The sequence below is a fragment of the Candidatus Tectomicrobia bacterium genome (genome assembly GCA_016192135.1).
Taxonomy (GTDB): domain Bacteria; phylum UBA8248; class UBA8248; order UBA8248; family UBA8248; genus 2-12-FULL-69-37.
In genome coordinates this window covers 1-16,194 of record JACPUR010000010.1, presented here as the reverse complement: position 1 = coordinate 16,194, position 16,194 = coordinate 1, and the positions used below count along the sequence as shown (strand labels likewise).

The 16,194-nt window shown below is 69.1% G+C and carries 17 protein-coding genes and 1 pseudogene; 10 read left to right on the top strand and 8 right to left on the bottom strand.

Translation table 11 applies throughout. The annotated features are described in order from the left end of the window. Nucleotides 1-32 precede the first annotated feature (32 nt). The 3 genes from HYZ11_03880 (at nt 33) to HYZ11_03870 (ending at nt 1,531) form a co-directional block, all read left to right on the top strand. Nucleotides 33-365, top strand: coding sequence for a hypothetical protein (locus tag HYZ11_03880; GenBank protein MBI3126725.1), 333 nt, complete (start codon nt 33-35; stop codon nt 363-365). Next, nucleotides 365-904 (top strand): hypothetical protein, encoded by a 540-nt coding sequence (locus HYZ11_03875; GenBank protein MBI3126724.1) that lies wholly within the window; start codon nt 365-367, stop codon nt 902-904. Before HYZ11_03880 ends, HYZ11_03875 begins: the two co-directional genes overlap by 1 nt. Nucleotides 905-1,063: 159 nt before the next feature. Continuing rightward, complete coding sequence (locus HYZ11_03870; GenBank protein MBI3126723.1) at nt 1,064-1,531, top strand: response regulator; 468 nt, start codon at nt 1,064-1,066, stop codon at nt 1,529-1,531. Nucleotides 1,532-1,804: 273 nt separating this feature from the next. Here the strand turns inward: HYZ11_03870 and HYZ11_03865 are convergent, their stop codons facing one another. Then, nucleotides 1,805-3,250, bottom strand: coding sequence for an ammonium transporter (locus HYZ11_03865; protein ID MBI3126722.1), 1,446 nt, complete (start codon nt 3,248-3,250; stop codon nt 1,805-1,807). A 141-nt stretch (nt 3,251-3,391) separates the two neighbouring features. Between HYZ11_03865 and HYZ11_03860 the strand changes: the two genes are divergently transcribed. Next, entirely contained in the window at nt 3,392-3,877 is a 486-nt protein-coding gene (locus HYZ11_03860; protein MBI3126721.1) for a YajQ family cyclic di-GMP-binding protein, read from the top strand. A gap of 260 nt (nt 3,878-4,137) precedes the next feature. Beyond that, nucleotides 4,138-5,244, top strand: a complete 1,107-nt coding sequence (locus tag HYZ11_03855) for a ring-opening amidohydrolase (protein ID MBI3126720.1) — start codon at nt 4,138-4,140, stop codon at nt 5,242-5,244. A gap of 67 nt (nt 5,245-5,311) precedes the next feature. Here the strand turns inward: HYZ11_03855 and HYZ11_03850 are convergent, their stop codons facing one another. Then, nucleotides 5,312-6,304, bottom strand: coding sequence for a BMP family protein (locus HYZ11_03850; protein ID MBI3126719.1), 993 nt, complete (start codon nt 6,302-6,304; stop codon nt 5,312-5,314). Nucleotides 6,305-6,567: 263 nt separating this feature from the next. On the opposite strand from HYZ11_03850, the gene HYZ11_03845 reads away from it, so the two are divergent. From HYZ11_03845 to HYZ11_03825, 5 genes are all read left to right on the top strand, one after another. Next, nucleotides 6,568-7,650, top strand: a complete 1,083-nt coding sequence (locus HYZ11_03845; protein ID MBI3126718.1) for a phage terminase large subunit family protein — start codon at nt 6,568-6,570, stop codon at nt 7,648-7,650. A 323-nt stretch (nt 7,651-7,973) separates the two neighbouring features. Continuing rightward, nucleotides 7,974-8,645 (top strand): hypothetical protein, encoded by a 672-nt coding sequence (locus HYZ11_03840; GenBank protein MBI3126717.1) that lies wholly within the window; start codon nt 7,974-7,976, stop codon nt 8,643-8,645. A 2-nt stretch (nt 8,646-8,647) separates the two neighbouring features. Next, nucleotides 8,648-10,051: a hypothetical protein gene (locus HYZ11_03835; GenBank protein MBI3126716.1), complete on the top strand. Its 1,404-nt coding sequence runs from the start codon at nt 8,648-8,650 to the stop codon at nt 10,049-10,051. Between the two features lie 49 nt (nt 10,052-10,100). Further along, nucleotides 10,101-10,277 carry a hypothetical protein gene (locus HYZ11_03830; GenBank protein ID MBI3126715.1) on the top strand — a complete coding sequence of 59 codons (177 nt, stop codon included), beginning with the start codon at nt 10,101-10,103 and terminating at the stop codon, nt 10,275-10,277. Nucleotides 10,278-10,369: 92 nt separating this feature from the next. Beyond that, a complete protein-coding gene (locus HYZ11_03825) occupies nt 10,370-10,528 on the top strand; it encodes a hypothetical protein (GenBank protein MBI3126714.1) in 159 nt (52 codons plus the stop codon). Nucleotides 10,529-10,603: 75 nt separating this feature from the next. Here the strand turns inward: HYZ11_03825 and HYZ11_03820 are convergent, their stop codons facing one another. The 6 genes and pseudogenes from HYZ11_03820 to HYZ11_03795 all read right to left on the bottom strand — a co-directional run. Then, on the bottom strand, nt 10,604-11,479 hold the full coding sequence (locus HYZ11_03820) for a hypothetical protein (protein MBI3126713.1): 876 nt from the start codon (nt 11,477-11,479) through the stop codon (nt 10,604-10,606). Between the two features lie 440 nt (nt 11,480-11,919). Continuing rightward, nucleotides 11,920-12,195: pseudogene (locus HYZ11_03815) on the bottom strand (hypothetical protein). Between the two features lie 442 nt (nt 12,196-12,637). After that, on the bottom strand, nt 12,638-13,387 hold the full coding sequence (locus tag HYZ11_03810) for an ABC transporter permease (protein ID MBI3126712.1): 750 nt from the start codon (nt 13,385-13,387) through the stop codon (nt 12,638-12,640). Nucleotides 13,388-13,395: 8 nt separating this feature from the next. Beyond that, entirely contained in the window at nt 13,396-14,169 is a 774-nt protein-coding gene (locus HYZ11_03805; GenBank protein MBI3126711.1) for an ABC transporter ATP-binding protein, read from the bottom strand. A gap of 6 nt (nt 14,170-14,175) precedes the next feature. After that, nucleotides 14,176-15,237 (bottom strand): ABC transporter substrate-binding protein, encoded by a 1,062-nt coding sequence (locus HYZ11_03800; protein ID MBI3126710.1) that lies wholly within the window; start codon nt 15,235-15,237, stop codon nt 14,176-14,178. 232 nt (nt 15,238-15,469) lie between these two features. Further along, nucleotides 15,470-16,194, bottom strand: a 725-nt coding sequence (locus HYZ11_03795) for an extracellular solute-binding protein (protein MBI3126709.1), incomplete at its 5' end; no start/stop codon positions are given.

Genomic DNA, 16,194 nt, shown 5'->3' with positions numbered 1-16,194 from the left:
CGCGGTCCGGAATCGAGAGGGAGCCGATAGCCGTGAACGAGCTGAGCGCCCGGATCCTCCGGGGGGACATCCTCAAGAGCCTCTACTACCAAGGCGCCTTCCGCGCCGAGGCCGCCGTGGGCAGCTTCCTGCTCTGGAGCGCCCTGCGCGAGGCCGGCCACCGGGAGGAGGGGGAGGCCCTCTCCCGCGCCACGCTGGAGCGGTTCGTGGACGAGCTGGCCGGGCGGGGCCTCCTGCGCAAATCGGTGCCGAACGCGCTGGGGAGACTCCTCACCGATTACGAGGTGCACCTCACTCGCAAGGGGCGGGGGCTGCTCGAGGGGGCGCTGCCCGAGGCGGCCGACATCCTGGTGGGAGAGCTGTGATGGCCGCGAGGAAGAAGACTCCGCCCGCGAATCCGGAATCCGAGACGGCCCCGCCCTCTCCGGCGGCCGGCGCCAAAGCCGCCTCCAAGCGGCTGAAAGAGGCCTTCAAGCGCGCCAAGGCCATCGAGAAGCAGGTCGAGAGCCTGATGGCGCACGCGGCCGGGCTCGCGCCGGACGAGCTGGACCCGATCGAGGCGACCGCCTACATGGCCCGGCGGGTGCTGATGAGCCAGATGGTGGAGGCTTCCTCCCTGCTCTCGCCCAAGGCGATGGAGGAGCTAAAGCCCGCGGACCTCACCCGCTACATCCTCAACCTGGAGAGCGCCCGCCTGGCGGGCGACCGGCTGCGCATTCGGCACGAGAAGCTCTACGCCCAGGCGCGCCAGGACATCATGAACGAGGTGCTGGAGGGCGTCCGGGACAAGCCCGGGCTTCTCGCCGAGATGCGGAAGATTTTTCCCGCGCTCCCGGCCCCGCCCGAGGCGCGCGCGGAGGGCGATTCTTCTTGCCCGGCTCCGCCCGGTGTGATATCAACTTGAGAAGCGGGGCGGAATGTGAAGAAGGTTATACCTTCTTGGACTCATCCCTGGTTATCATTTCCGCGCCGCTCCCCGCGGGCCCTTGCCCGCTATATTTCGCCCGGTCCAAGCGAAGATGATCCTGTCAGCCGTCCTGGGCCGCCCGTTCCAGGCGGGTGGGTGGAGGGCGCCGCCATCGTTTTCACGAAATTTCCTCACGAGCTGAGGGAGCGCACCGTCCTCATGGTCGAGGACGACAAGGGCGCGTGGGCCAACATCGGCAACGCCTTCAAGTATTTCGGCATGCGCAAGCTCGTGCTCGCCGAGAGCGGCGCCACCGCCAAGAAGCTCCTCGATGAGCTCCTCGCACAGGGCCGGGGCGTGCCCTTCGACCTGGTGGTCTGCGATCTCCACCAGCCCGGGATGACCACCCTCGATCTGGTCCGCCACATCCGCGAGCACGCCGCGCTCCGGCACCTGCCCGTGATGGTCCTCTCCGAGAACGCCACGGTCGCCACCGTCCAGGAGCTCTCCCGCCTGGGCATCTCGGCCTTCCTGCTCAAGCCGATCTCGCCCACCGACCTGGCCGAGAAGGTGTCGGAGGTCCTCCTCCCGCTCGCCGCGCGGAAGGATCAGGCGGCCGGCTAGCGGCGCCAACCGCGGACCATCTCCTTTTCGTCGCTGAGCGTCTCGCGAGGGGATGCCACGCAGTCTTGGCTCTCCCCCTCCCTCCGGGAGGGGGTGGGGTGAGGGAGACTCCAGGTCGCTCCCCCTCCCCGGCCCTCCCCCGGCGGGGGAGGGAGGATGGCTTCCGTGTCGGCCGCGCGATACCGCGCTTGAAGTCAGCCAGCGGCGCCTCACGAAAAAAGAAAAAGCGGGGCGGGCCCCTTTGGGCCGCCCCGCTTTCTTTTTCCGGGAGGGCTAGCGCAGCTCGTAGCCCGTCTCGTTGTGCAGCGCGAGGTCCAGGCCCTCGACCTCCTCGTTCGCGGGCGCCCGCAGGCCCATGGCCGCGTCCACGATCTTGAGCAGGATGAACGAAACCACCCCCGCGTACACCAGGGTGGCCCCCGCCCCCACGATCTGGACCCACAGCTGCCGGCCCAGCGTCATGCCCTCGGCGAAGCCCGCGCCGCCCAGGCCCTTGGCCGTGAACACCCCCGTCAGGATGGCCCCCAGCAGGCCGCCCACGCCGTGCACCGGGAAGACGTCGAGCGAGTCGTCCACCTTGAGCACCTGCTTCATGTAGGAGGTGGCGCTGAAGCAGATGAACCCGGCCAGCGCGCCGAGCAGGAGCCCGCCCATGGGCCCCACCGTCCCCGAGGCCGGGGTGATGGCCACCAGCCCCGCCACCGCCCCCGTGGCGATGCCCAGCACGCTCGGCTTCCCGTGGCGCGTCCACTCGCTCACCATCCAGGCGAGGGCCCCCGCCGCCGCCGACATGTGGGTGACGAGCATGGCCATCCCCGCCGTGCCGTTCGCCGCCAGGGCGCTGCCCGCGTTGAAGCCGAACCAGCCCACCCAGAGCATCCCCGCCCCCGTCACCGTCATGGGCAGGTTGTGGGGGATCATCGGGGTCTCGGGGAAGCCCCGCCTCGGCCCGATGATGAGCGCCGCCACCAGGGCGGTCACGCCCGAGTTGATGTGCACCACCGTCCCGCCGGCGAAGTCGAGGGCGCCGAGACCGGCGAGCCAGCCCCCGCCCCACACCCAGTGGGCCACCGGCGCGTAGACCAGCGTGACCCACAGCGCCGTGAAGACGAGGAGGGAGGAGAACTTCATCCGCTCCGCGAAGCCGCCCACGAAGAGCGCCGGGGTGATGATGGCGAAGGTGAGCTGGAACATGGCGAAGACGGTCTCGGGGATGTCGCCCTGGAGCGATTCCACCCCCACCCCCTTGAAGAAGGCCTTGCCCAGCCCGCCCAGCAGGGCGTTCGCGCCGCCGCCCTCCGTGAAGGCCAGGCTGTAGGCGTAGGCGAGCCAGAGGAGGGAGACGAGGCAGGTGATGGCGAAGCACTGCATGAGGAGCGAGAGGATGTTCTTCGCCCGCACCAGGCCGCCGTAGAAGAGCGAGAGGCCCGGGATGGTCATGAAGAGCACCAGCGCCGTCGAGGTCAGCACCCACGCCGTGTTGCCCGGGTCGAGCTTCTTCGCCTCGGCGGCCAGGGCGAGCGCGGGAAGGAGCAGCCCGGCCCCTCCGGCCAGGGCCGCGGCGGCGGCAATCCTCAGCGGTCGAGACACGTCGGTTTCCCTCCTGCCGTACGGCGGTGCGGCGTTGGGGCGGCCGGCCGAAGGCGCCTCCCGGGCGATCGGCCGTGCGGGCGGGTCCCGGAGGAGCCGCCCGCGCCCGTGTGGGGTAATCTTCTTCATATCAAAGCAAGGTTTCGGGAATGTTTCGAGGCTGGCCCGCCGCCCGCGGCCCCGCCGCGCACTTGCGCCCCGCCGCCGTTCTGCTATGAAGGAGGAAACAGCCCCGGCCCGCCCCCGTTTTCGACAGAAGAGGCCTCAAGAATGCCCTCCTTCGACATCGTCTCCCGCACGGACCTCCAGGAGGTCGAGAACGCCGTGCAGGGCATCCGCCGCGAGATCGCCCAGCGGTTCGACTTCAAGGGGAGCAAGTGCTCCATCGAGCGCAAGGAGGAGGAGCTCGTCCTCCTCGCGGACGACGAGTTCAAGCTCAAGCAGATGCATGAGCTGTTGAACACCTACCTCACCCGCCGCAAGGTGGACGCCCGCGCGCTCGACTACCAGAAGCCCGAGGACGCCTCGGGCGGCGCGCTCCGCCAGACGATCAGGGTCCGCAACGGCATCGACCAGGACACGGCCAAGGCCATCTCCAAGGCCATCCGCGATTCCAAGCTCAAGGTGCAGGCCGCCATCCAGGGGGACGAGGTGCGTATCTCGGGCAAGAAGAAGGACGACCTCCAGGCGGCCATCGCCCTCTGCCGGGGAATGAAGGTGGACCTCCCCCTCCAATACGTGAATTTCAGGGAATAGGGAGAGTGGCTCAACTGCGCCATTTTCGGTTTCTCTGCCTTTTGCATGACAGAGGGTTCAGCCTGTCATTCTGAGCGGCCATAGGGAGCGAAGAATATCGGTTTTGAATCAAACCGATACCCTTCGCGGAGCCTGTCCTGAGCGCAAGCGCAGGGCTCAGGGTGACAGCGATTCGTCGCTCTATCGAGGCAATGGCCCCTTGCTCTGGCTGATCTGAGCCATCAGCAGACCCCGGTTCCCCCGTTTTGGAGATCGGACCCATGGAAGCCAAGGTTTTCCGCGTCCCGATGCGCGCCCCGGACGACATCGAGGGCGTGGCCGGGCTGGTCGAGAGCGGCCGCCTCAGGGCCGAGGACGTGCTCTGCATCATGGGCAAGACCGAGGGGAACGGCTGCGTCAACGACTTCTCGCGAGGCTTCAGCAACTTCGTGTTGAGCGACTACTTCGCCCGCAAGCTGGGCGTCTCGCGCCGCGAGGCCGAGGGGCGCATCGCCCTCATCATGTCGGGGGGCACCGAGGGGGCCATGAGCCCGCACTTCACCGTCCTCTCCGCCTCGCGGGACGGCGCAGCCCCCGCCCGGGGCGCGAAGCGCCTGGCCGTGGCCTCGGGCCACACGCGGGAGTTCCGCCCCGAGGAGATCGGCCGCATGCCCCAGGCCGAGGCGACGGCCGAGCTCGTCCGCAAGCTCATGAAGGACGCGGGGATCGAGGACCCCTCGGACGTGCACTTCGTCCAGGTCAAGTGCCCGCTCGTGACGGCCGAGCGCATCCGCGACGCCCGGGGCCGGGGGGAGAGCGTGCGCGTCGAGGACACCTACAAGTCCATGGCCTACTCGCGCGGAGCCTCGGCGCTGGGGGCGGCCCTGGCGGTGGGGGAGGTGCGGGCGGACCAGCTCCATGACGAGGTGATCTGCCACGACTGGTCGCTCGCCTCGGGCGTGGCCTCCACCTCGGCGGGCATCGAGCTCATGTGCAACGAGGTCATGGTCTTCGGGAACAGCCCCGCCTGGGGGGGCGATCTCGTCATCGGCCACAGCGTCATGCGGGACGCCATCGACCGCGACGCCGTGAAGGCCGCCCTCGAGAGCGCGGGCATCCGCTTCGAGTGGAGCCTGAGCCCGGCCCAGCGCGAGCGCATCGTGAACGTGCTGGCCAAGTGCGAGGCGAGCCCCGACGGCCTCATCCGGGGCCGCCGCCACACCATGCTCGACGACTCCGACATCAACAGCACGCGCCACGCGCGCTCGGTGGTGAACGCCGTCGTGGCCGCGGTGGTGGGGGACCCGATGTTGTACGTCTCGGGCGGGGCCGAGCACCAGGGCCCCCCGGGCGGGGGCCCCATCGCCGTCATCGCGCGCGCGGGGTGATTCGCGGACCGGAATGAAAAAAAAGGGCCGGGGGGGAACCCCCCGGCCCTTTTCCTTTTCCGGCGCGCTACTTGGCCATGTCGATCTTCGTCAGCTCGTTGCGGACCTTGATCTCGCCCCTCTGCACCTTCTCGAAGAACTCCTTGGTCTTCGCGGCCGCCTGGGGCGGCACGTTGCGGATGCCCGCCAACTCGAAGCCGTTGCCCGGCTGCATGGCCACGTAGCCGGAGGTCTGCCCTTTCAGGATGCCGTCCACCACCTTCCGGTAGGGCGGCCGGAAGTCCAGGATCAGGGTGCCCGCCAGGTGGTCGGGGGCCTTCTCGGTCTTGTCGGTGTAGAAGGTGGTGACGAGGACCTTGTTCTTCGAGGCCTTGGCCGCCTCGATCACGCCGTACACCCCCAGGTTCACCATGTTGATGATGAAGTCCACCTTGTTGGCCATCATGGCCTCGGCCGTCTGCCGCGCCTTGATGGGGTCGTTCTGGTCGCCGGTGAAGGAGTAGACCAGCTTCGCCTTGGGGTTCACCTGCTTGAGGGCGTCCGAGATGGAGTTGATGGAGGCCCGGAAATCCGGGAGCTGGATGCCGGCGATCACGCCGATGTTGTTCGTCTTGGTCGAGAGGCCCGCCAGGGCGCCGAAGGCGTAGAAGCCCTCGTTGAACTTGCGGTGGACGTTCCACACGTTCTTGCCGAAGGTCCCGGGGGCGCTGCTCTCGATGACCAGGACGGTCTTGGGGAACGCGGGCGAGAGCTTCCTCACCAGGCTGAAGTACTGCCCGCCGTGGAAGGCCACGATGGTGTGGCCCGAGGCGATGTACTCGCGGGCGACGCGCTCGGCGTCGGCCGGGGAGATGCGCTCCGAGAGCGAGGCCGGCATCTTGTAGTGCTTCTTCACGTCCTCGACCACCTCGTAGCCCCGGAAGTTGAAGTCCGAATCCTCGATGGGCCCGGGGACGATCATGGCGAACTTGTGGGGCGCGGCCCACACCCCGCCCGGCAGGGCGGCGAGGCCGGCGGCCAGGCAGAGTCCAGCCAGGAAGGCCAGGCGTGCGGTCTTCATGAGGCGTTCTCCTTCGTGCGAGGTCGGGAAAGAATCCGGGGAGCCGCCGCCCGGGCCGGGTCTCCCCCGAGCCGGCCCGCGCGCGGCGGCCAGCATAGCCTAAACCAGGGTTGTTTCTGCAAGATTACGCCCCCGCCCCCGACATTTCCACCTCGTGCATGAAAATGGCGTAATTTGCTGCGATTTGCTGTAACGGGCTTTCCGGCCGGAGGCCCTACATTCCCTCCCTGCGGGCGCGCCTGGCGCCCCGGGGGAGGTGGCAAGTGCGGGAAAGAATGGGTCATCCTAGAAAAAAAGACCCAGCTCTGGGGCAGATTTTACAAGGGGACGCCCCTTTCGGAGCCGAGGCTCCCCCGCTGGGCGCCTTCCTGAAGGAGGAGATCCGGGCCGGGGAAAGGGGCTTCACCTTCCGGGGCCGGGAGCCCCTCCGGGAGATCGCCGCCCACCTGGACGGCATCCTCCGCCTGGGCCTCCCGGGCCGGACGGTGAGCGTCCTCAAGGGCGCCCAGGTGGGCCTCACCACCCTGGCCATCGGGCTGGCGCTCTACGCCGCCGCCGTCCGCCGCCTGAACGTGGGCTACTTCCTCCCGGACCAGGACTTCGCCGACCGCTTCGACGCGACCCGCGTCCGGCCCCTCCTCCGGGGCTCGAAGCTCGCCCGGGCCATGCGGGAGGGGTGCTGGAAGGGGGCCTCCCCCAAGGGCCTGCTCGAGTTCCCCCGGGTGGACGGCTCCCGCTTCCTCTACGTCCTGGGCCTCCGGGACATCGGCAACGCCATCTCCCTTCCGCTCGACCTCCTCATCCGGGACGAGGTGGACGACCTTCCGCCCGGGAACCTCAAGTGGTCCGAGGACCGCCTGGACGCCTCCCGCCTCGCCCTGACCGTCAACCTGGCGGTGGGCCGCATGCCCGGCGAGGGCATCCACGCCATGTACCTGCGCGGGGACCAGCGCCGCTGGCTCGTCCCCTGCCTCGGCTGCGGCAAGGAGTGGGCGCTCGAGGAGGAGTGGCCGGGGGTCCTGAAGGAGGAGGAGGGCCGGCTCCTCCTCGCCTGCCCGGGCTGCGGGGCGGCCCTCTCCCCCCGGGGCGGCCGCTGGGCCGCCGCCGCCCCCGGCGAGTCCGGAGGAGAGCGCAGCTACCGCCTCTCCCAGCTCGCCGTCCCCGCCATCGGGCTGGAGCGGGTCGCCGCCAAGTGGGAGGCGGCCCGCCTGCCCGGGGAGCGCGCCAGGTTCCGCTGCTCCTCCCTCGCCATGCCCGACGCGGGCGAGATGCAACCCCTGACCCGGGCGCTCTTCCGCCGCCTGCGGGACGACGCGCCCTGCTGGCTCGAGGAGGTGCCGGCGTGAGTTCGAATCTCCGCTTCACGCCGGGTGCCTGGCGCCGTCTTTTCTCCTTCTCCGGCTGCGGCCAGCCGATGGCGGGCCTCTCCCCCTCCCTCCGGGAGGGGGACGGGGGGAGGGAAAACCACCTGCGGCCCTCCCCCACCCCACCCTCCCCCGGAGGGGGAGGGGAAAAGCGGGGACCCGAACCGGGCACATAGGTAACAGGGTAGACCGGGCGCATGGGTGACAGGCGATTCTGAATGGCCCAGGAGGAGCGTGATGACACCGAATGACGTTCGTAGGGGCGGTTCGCGAACCGCCCCTGCGGAATCCTGGAAGGCCGTGCGATGACCGCCCCCCGCTTCTGCGGCATCGACACGGGGGACCGCTGCGCCATCGCCGTGCGCGAGCGCGTGCGGGACGGCGGCGCGCGCTGGGTGCACTTCGAGGCCCCGCCCGTCGAGCGGCTGGTCGAGCGCTGCCGCCTCGTCTTCGACCGCCTGGGCGTCGAGGGCGCGGTGATCGACGGGGGGCCCCACACCCAGGCCGCCCGCGCCGTGCACGACCTCCTGCCCGGCGGCGCCTTCATCTGGCGCCACACCGGGGGCGCGATGGGGGTGAAGGAGGTCTCCTTCCTCCAGGTGGCGCGCCGCCACGTGCGCCTGAGCCGCGAGGAACTCCTCGACCTCCTCGTCGAGGAGTTCCACCGCGAGACGCCTCCGGTGCGCTGGCCCCGGCCCCGGAACGAGGCGGAGGAGGCCCTGCTGGCCTCGGTCGAGGGCCAGCTCATGAACCTGCGCAAGAGCCGCCGGGGGACGGGCGAGCGCCCGCTCCTCTACGAGCGGAACGAGAACCACTACGGCTTCGCCTGCGCCTTCGCCAAGCTGGCCGAGGAGCTCGCCGAGGGGGAGGGCATCCTCGCCCCCGACGCGGGGGGCACCACCCTCCCCGCTCCTCCGGCCGGCGCGGGAGGCCCGGGAGGGACGGAAGGCGCGCGGCGCCTCTTCAGGAGGGATTAGGGATGGCACGGAAAGCGGCAGGCTCCAAAAGAGTACGCCTCAAGAGCGAGGGGGCGCCCTCGAAGCCCAATGGCGCGCCCTCGAACCTCGGCTATCGCCGCCCGAAGACGGATTTCCGCCGGCTCTTGAGCGGAGGGCTGGACCCGGACGAGCGGGTCTGGCGGAGCCTCTCGGGCGGGCGTTCGGGGGTGAGCCCCGCCACGCACGAGCGGATGCAGCGGCTCGCCTACGAGCTCTGGCTCACCAACCTCGTGGGCCAGCGCCTCATCGAGATCGTCACCGACCACGTGGTGGGGGAGGGCGTCTCCTGGCAGTCCGAGGACCCGCGCGCCCTGGCCTGCGTCCAGGGCTTCTGGGGCGACCCGGTGAACCAGCTCGACCTGCGCGTCGAGCGGCTGGTCTCGGAGCTGGCCATCTTCGGGGAGCTCCTGCTGCCCGCCGCCGTCTCGCGCTTCGAGGGCCGGGTGCGGCTGGGCTACGTCTCCCCGCGCTGGATCGAGGAGGTGGTGCCCGACCCGGACAACTGCGCCCTGCCCATCGGCGTCGTGCTCAAGCCCGAGGGGGGCCTCGGGCCCTCGCGCTCGGGCAAGCGGCTCCGCACCGTGCTCGGCGGAGATCCCCGCGAATACCTGGGCGCGGCCGCCCAGCGGGAGCGTGAGCGCTTCGGGGACGGCGAGGCGTTTCTCTTCCAGATCAACAAGGCGAGCGACGCCCCGCGGGGCAGCTCCGACCTCCTCGCCGCCATCGACTGGATCGACATCTACGAGCGCTTCATCTTCGACGCGGCCGAGCGCGCCCGCCTCCAGAACTCCTTCATCTACGACGTGACGCTCAAGGGCGCGGGGCCCGAGCGCGTCGCCGAATGGCTCGCCCAGAACGGCGCGGCGCCGAGGCCCTCCAGCGTGCGGGTGCACAACGAGAAGGAGGAGTGGCGGGCCGTCACCCCCGACCTCCGGGGCGGGGAGAGCGGGGCGCAGGGCATCGCCAAGCTCATGCGCGGCCTCCTGCTCGGGGGCGCGGGGGTGCCCTCCCACTGGTTCGCCCAGGGGGAGGACGTGAACCGCGCCTCGGCCGAGAGCATGGAGCTCCCCGCCTTCAAGAAGATGACGCGCCGCCAGCGCACCGTGCGCCACATGCTCCAGCAGATGGCGGACAAACAATTGGAGGAGGCCCACCGCGCGGGGGCCCTCCCGCCCGAGGCGCTCCGCGCGGGGGCGAGGCCTGTCCTCCCTGAGATCTCCGTGCGCGACACCGAGAAGCTCTCGGGTGCGCTCCTCCGGATGGGCCAGGCCCTCGACCTCGCCACCTCGCGCGGCTGGATGGGGAACGACGCCGCCGGCAAGCTCTTCGGCCACCTCGCCGGGCAGTTCGGGATGGAGGTGGGGGAGGAGAAAATGGCGGAGTAATGTGAAATTTATGCTATTTTTTATGGGTGGTTGAATCGGGAGGCCTCAAATGCCCAGGCAAAATGGCAAGGCCCCGGCGATGAGCAAAGGAATTCTGGTGTTCCGAAAGGCGGCGGCCATCCTCAAGGATACTTTTGCCAACCCCATGGTCACCTCGACCATCACAATTACCCCCACCAAAACTGAAATCCGGCCGCGCACGGAAAATTCCAAGACTTCAAAATAGAGCATCGTGACCTCCTCTCCCCATCCTTCGAATGAGAGTGGGCGGTCACATTAGACAATGCTTATCTATTCAAATGGGCGTTGCTCACGATCATGGGCATCACACTGCTTGCCTTTATCGCGAGTGTTTCCCTGTCCATCTACTTCGACAATCCAACTCCTGGGGTGGCCAAAGTGATTGACCGGACCTGGGAGGCGTTCTGGATGCGCTTCGGAGCGCTGATTGGCCTGATCGGCGGAAAATCTCTGTAGCCCTCCCGCTCGCAAAAACCGGCCCCCCGGATCGCTCCGGGGGGCCGGTCTGTTTCTGTGGCTGGATGCGTCCGGCTAGTTGGCCGGGGCGGGTGCGGGCGGGAAGAGGCCGCGGATGCAGGCCTGCTCCTGCGCGCCGTCATAGAGCTGCCGGCAGAGAGCGAGGGCCCGGCTGCGCTGGCTGGAGATGCTGCTCCGCAGGGTGTTCAGCTGCTGGAGCCCGCCCGGGGGCGTGGGCCCGGCCGCGTAGGGGCCGGCTCCCGCGAGGCAGGCCTGGCGGAACTGGGGCGCCACGGGGCCGCAGGCCGAGTTGATGCAGGCCTGGCGGTTGGCCGGGGGCACGTTGTTGCAGGCCCGGCGCTGGGCCACGTTCGTGGGCGCGCCCGGGGGCGTGGGGCCGGCCGCGTAGGGGCCGGCGCCCGCGAGGCAGGCCTGGCGGAACTGGGGGGCCACGGGGCCGCAGGCCGAGTTGATGCAGGCTCCGCGGCTGGCCGGAGGCACGTTGTTGCAGGCCCGGCGCTGGGCCACGTTGGTGGGCCCGCCCGGGGGCGTGGGCCCGGCCGCGTAGGGGCCGGCGCCCGCGAGGCAGGCCTGGCGGAACTGGGGCGCCACGGGGCCGCAGGCGCTATTGATGCAGGCTCCGCGGTTGGCCGGGGGCACGTTGTTGCAGGCCCGGCGCTGGGCCACGTTGGTCGGCACGGACGGGGCGCTGGCGAACATGGCGATGCCGCTGATGCAGGCGCCGCGGAAGGGAGTCGAGACGCCGGCGCAGGCGGCATTGATGCAGTTGGTGCGGGCCTGGCCCGCGGGCTGGGCGTTGCAGGCCCGGCGGGCGGCGATCTGGGCCGGGCTCGGCGGCGGGCCAAGCGGTGGGGGAACCTGGGCCAAGACATCCGAGACTAGCATCAGGAGGCCTGCGAAACCCACAATGGCGGCGGTACAGCGTTTCATGACCTGACCCTCCCCATGGGCCGGAGCAAAAGGAAGGATGCCGCACGCATCGCCGTTTCCTTAGTCCGGATTCATTTACGATAGCATATGCGAAAGTGGGTTCATTCTGAAATTTTTAGATAAATTGTGACATGAGTCACCCGATTGTTCTCAGGATGAAATTTCAGGGCGGCCAAATCTTTTGAAGAATTTATAGTGATTTCATGGGGCGAGAGGAAAAAAACCGCCCCCCGGAAACCCAGAGGGCGGTTTTCGTCCTGCTTCTTGTGGCTGTGCTAGTTCGCGGGCTTCTTCAAGGGCAGCGCCCGGGGGATCGGCGGGAAGGCGCCGGCGATGCAGTCGGCCTCGGCCTTGCCGTCATAAACCTGCTGGCAGAGCCGGAGCACCTCGTTGCGCAGGCTGGTGAGCTGCGACCTCTTCTGGTTCAGCAGGGCGGCGTTGGGCTTGCCGACCGGGGGCTTCAGGGGCGGCTTGCCCACGACGGGCTTGACCGGCGGCTTCACGGGCGGCCTGCCGGCGAAGGAGCCGGTGCCCGAGAGGCAAGTCTGCTTCACGGCAGGCGGCACGGGGGCGCAGGCCTTGGCGATGCAGGCGCCGCGCTGTCTCGGGTCCTTGATGTTGTTGCAGGCCCACCGGGCGGCGGCCGGGTTCGGGACGGGCGGCTTCAGGGGCGGCTTGCCCACGACGGGCTTGACCGGAGGCTTCACGGGGGGTTTGCTGGCGAAGGGGCCTGTCCCGTCGATGCAGGCTTTCTTCAAGGGAGCGGGCACGGGGGCGCAGGCCTTGGCGATGCAGGCCCCGCGCTGGCCCGGGTCCTTGACGTTGTTGCAGGCCAGCCGGGCCTGAGGCCCCTGGGGCGTGCCCGGCCTCTGGACCGGCTGGGCCTGGGCGGCGCCTGCGGCGAGCAGGAAGCCGGCGGCGGTGAAAGTGGCGGCAATGACGCGTCTCATGGCGTTTCCTCCCCTCTGTATATTTTTTCCGGGACGGATGGAGGCTCCGGGAGCCTCCCCCCTTCCCATCCCATTTTAAGACGTAAATAAAAAGTAACATGAACCGGAGGCAGGAAAATACGAAAATAGCGCAAAATGAGTGATCTGGATCACGGTTTTTGTATCAGAGCGGGACGCGGAGGGGCCGGAATATGCCCCGGTCAGAGCCCTACCGGTACTTCCACCTGAGCAGCCGCCGCTCGAGCAGGCCGGCCGTGGCGAAGAGGAGCAGCACGAAGCCGATGACGAGGATCACCAGGGCGAGGGAGAGGGCGGCGTTGTAGGTGCTCTGGGCGAACGAGAGGAGGTAGCCCAGCCCCCGGCTCGAGGCCACGAACTCCCCCACCACCGCGCCCGTGAAGGCGAAGCCCACCGCCACCTTCATCCCCCCCATCACCCAGACGATGACCGAGGGCACGTACACCTCCCGGAGCAGTAGCCACCGGCCCCCGCCCAGGGTGCGGACGCGCTCGACGAGGCGCTTGTCCACCTCCTTGATGCCGCTGTAGACGGCGAAGAACATCACCACCGCCACCAGCACGAAGGCGAGCGCCACCTTGGACTCGAGGTCGATCCCCAGCCAGATGACGAAGAGCGGGGCCAGGATGACGCGGGGGACGGCGTTCAGGAGGATCATGACCGGCACGAGGAGCTCGGCCACGCAGGGGAGCAGCGCCCCCGCGAAGCCCAGGACGGCCCCCGCCCCGATCCCGGCGGCCAGCCCCATCAGGGCGGCGAGGAAGGTGGCGTAGAGGTGGGGCCAGATGGAGCCCTCGGCCACCAGGGTGAGGAGCACCCCGCCCACCTGGGAGGGGGGAGGCAGGAAGAACGGGTTCACGAGGCCCGCGCGCGCGGCGCCCTCCCACAGCCCCAGGAAGAGGGCCAGGGCGAGGAGCTGGCGGAGCCAGGGCCGGTCCAGGGCCTGCCTCACGCCTCCTGCCTCAGCAGCTCGGCGGTGGGCTCCGGCTCGCCCACCTCCTCCGAGAGGTCCTGCCACAGCCGGCTCAGCAGGGGGCCGAAGGCCGGGTGGGCCCGCGCCTGGAGGAGGTCGCGCGGCCGGGGGATGGGCACGTGGTAGCACTCGCGCACCGAGGCGCGCGGCCCCTGCGAGAGCAGGTAAACGGTGTCGGAGAGGACGATGGCCTCCTCGAGGTCGTGGGTGACGAGGAGGACCGTCAGCCGCTCGCGCTCGACCAGCCCCAGCAGGTCCTGGGTGAGGCGGTGGCGCACGATGGCGTCGAGGGAGGCGAAGGGCTCGTCCATCAGGAGGAGGCTCGGCCGGAGGGCCAGCACCTGGGCGATGGCCACCCGCTTGCGCTGGCCGCCGCTCAACTCGCGGGGGTAGCGGTCCTCGAAGCCGGCGAGGCCCATGCGCCGCAGCCAGGAGAGGGCCTCCTCGCCGGCCTTTCGCTTCTCAGCGCCCCGCGCCCGCAGGCCCAGCGCCACGTTCTCGCGGGCCGTGCGCCAGGGCAGCAGCGCGTCGTCCTGGAAGAGGATGCCCACCTCCTCGCGCCCGGCGGCGAGGTCGATGAGCCCCGCCTCGGGCCGCTGGAGCCCCATGATCACCCGAAGGAGGGAGGACTTCCCGGAGCCGGAGGGCCCGACGAGGCTGGTGAACTGCCCCGCCTCCACCTTGATGCTCGCCCCCTCGAGGACGGGCTCGTCCCCGTAGGAGAGCGTGACTCGCGAGACGCGGAGCATGCCTGATCAGCCCCCCAGCACTTTGAGATCGAGGACGCCCTTGGGGTCGACCCCGTCCTTGAGGATTCCGGCCTCCCGGTGCGAGTTCGCAACGCGGAGGGAGGCCGCCGGGTCGATCTTGGGGTTCTCGGGGTACAGGGACTTCCGGTGGCGTTCCAGGGCGGCGGCGAGGTGCTTGGTGTTTCCGCCCGCGACCATCGCCTTGGGCAGCGCGCCGATGAGCCGCTCCACGGGCTCGGTCCTCGTCGCCCGGAGGGCCTTGCCCAGGGCGCGGGCGAGGCGCCGCATCTCGTCCAGGCGGCGGTCCCGCTCGTCGGCCCGGACGGCCACGCCCATGAACTCGTAGGCGCCGCCGAGGAATTTGTTGGCGTCTCCGATGTCCATCGTGTTCACGAGCACGCGCGAGCCCGACTGGCCGAGGAGGGTGAGGGCGGGCTCCTGCACCATGCCGGCGTCGACCTGCCCGAGGCGCAGGGCGTCGAAGAGGTTGGGCCCGAGGATGGCGAAGCGCACCTTTTTCGGGTCGGCGCCGGCCTGCTTCAGCAGGTAGAGGAGAATAATGTGGTCGGCGTTCCCCAGGGCGGAGATGCCGACCGAGCGGTTCTCGAGATCCTTGAGGCCCTTGATCTCGTCCTTCTTGGCGGGCGCCGTGGCCAGGGCGAAGAGCGGCAGCCGGCCCGTCGAGGCGAAACGCACGATCTTCGCCCCCCGGGCGTAGGCCTGGAGGGCCACGTCGAAGGCGGTGGCGGCGTAGTCCACCGCCCCGCCGATGAGGGCCTGCATGGCGGCGTTGCCGCCGCGCGTGTAGACGAGCTCGACGTCGAGGCCCTCTTCCTTGAAATAGCCTTCGGCGCGGGCGACCTCGTAGGGCACGATGCACAGGAGCTGGCTGCAGAACGCGAGGCGGATCTTCTTCGCCTGGGCCTGGGCGGCGGGGAGGCCGCCCGGCGAGATCAGGACGCCCCCGGCCGCGGCCAGCATCCCCTGGAGCAAGGTCCGCCGCCCGATGCCCTGAGGTTTTTCGGACGTGCCGGCCTGCGGGCAGAGGGGGCCTTCGCAGCAATCCATGACCTAGCTCTCCATCCAATGAGGCAGCGCGAAACCGCGAGGGGAGAGAACCGAAATGCCGTGAATTATTCTGCGAAATAGAAGTTGTTTTGTCAACATTAATTTCCATTTTATCCATGCAAAACAACACAATTGATGAATAAAGCGTAACCCATTGAATTTTAACCGAAAAAAACGCCCGCCCCCCGGAAGGGGGCGGGCGGGGAAGCGCGGTTCCAGGTGGCGGAGAAGGCTAAACGCCGAATGCCTTGCGGAACTTGTCCTGGGTTTCCTTACTCTTCTTCTGCTGTTCCTCGGGGGCGAGGTCGAGGAGCTTGAGGCTCTTCAGGTCGGGAAGGGCCTTGGGGTACTTCACGCCGGGATGGCCGACGTAGAGGTTCTGGTCGGCGAGGACCTGCTGGGCCTCCTGGCTGAAGAGGAAGTCCGAGAACACCTTGGCGGCGTTCGGGTTGGGGGCCTTCTTCATCACCCCATAGGGCATGGTGTTCAGGGGCACCCCCTCGGGCGGGTAGACGACCTTGAGGGGCTCGCCCTTCTTGATGGCGTTCAAGATGGCGTAGAGGGGGCTCCCCGTCGCCACGTCGGACTCTCCCCGCGCCACGATGGGGATTCCGGCCAGGCTGGACTGCTGGATCTTGGGCTTGAGGGCGGCGACTTTCTCGAAGAAGCCCCAGCCCAGCACCTTCTCCAGCAGGATGATCTGGGTGGTGATGTTCCCGCTGTAGGAGGGGTGGGCCTGGAGGAGCCTGCCGTTCCAGCGCGGGTCGGTGAGGTCCTTCCAGCTCTTCGGGGCGTCCTTCTCGGCCACCTTCCGGGTGTTGTAGAAGGGCACCACCACCGTCGCCCGGTAGTAGGTCCAGTAGCCGTGGTCGGTCACGAAGGCCGGGTGGAACTTGTCCGTCCCCTTGGGTTTGTAGGAGGCGAGGTGGTCCTTGCGGAGGCTGAGGAAATGGCCGG

What these genes read in the sequence shown, in the direction of transcription:
- HYZ11_03875 (MBI3126724.1), top strand. Translation starts at nt 365, where the DNA reads ATGGCCGCGAGGAAGAAGACTCCGCCCGCGAATCCGGAATCCGAGACG.
- HYZ11_03865 (MBI3126722.1), bottom strand. Translation starts at nt 3,250, where the DNA reads ATGAAGAAGATTACCCCACACGGGCGCGGGCGGCTCCTCCGGGACCCG.
- HYZ11_03860 (MBI3126721.1), top strand. Translation starts at nt 3,392, where the DNA reads ATGCCCTCCTTCGACATCGTCTCCCGCACGGACCTCCAGGAGGTCGAG.
- HYZ11_03855 (MBI3126720.1), top strand. Translation starts at nt 4,138, where the DNA reads ATGGAAGCCAAGGTTTTCCGCGTCCCGATGCGCGCCCCGGACGACATC.
- HYZ11_03850 (MBI3126719.1), bottom strand. Translation starts at nt 6,304, where the DNA reads ATGAAGACCGCACGCCTGGCCTTCCTGGCTGGACTCTGCCTGGCCGCC.
- HYZ11_03840 (MBI3126717.1), top strand. Translation starts at nt 7,974, where the DNA reads ATGACCGCCCCCCGCTTCTGCGGCATCGACACGGGGGACCGCTGCGCC.
- HYZ11_03835 (MBI3126716.1), top strand. Translation starts at nt 8,648, where the DNA reads ATGGCACGGAAAGCGGCAGGCTCCAAAAGAGTACGCCTCAAGAGCGAG.
- HYZ11_03830 (MBI3126715.1), top strand. Translation starts at nt 10,101, where the DNA reads ATGCCCAGGCAAAATGGCAAGGCCCCGGCGATGAGCAAAGGAATTCTG.
- HYZ11_03825 (MBI3126714.1), top strand. Translation starts at nt 10,370, where the DNA reads ATGGGCATCACACTGCTTGCCTTTATCGCGAGTGTTTCCCTGTCCATC.
- HYZ11_03820 (MBI3126713.1), bottom strand. Translation starts at nt 11,479, where the DNA reads ATGAAACGCTGTACCGCCGCCATTGTGGGTTTCGCAGGCCTCCTGATG.
- HYZ11_03805 (MBI3126711.1), bottom strand. Translation starts at nt 14,169, where the DNA reads ATGCTCCGCGTCTCGCGAGTCACGCTCTCCTACGGGGACGAGCCCGTC.
- HYZ11_03800 (MBI3126710.1), bottom strand. Translation starts at nt 15,237, where the DNA reads ATGGATTGCTGCGAAGGCCCCCTCTGCCCGCAGGCCGGCACGTCCGAA.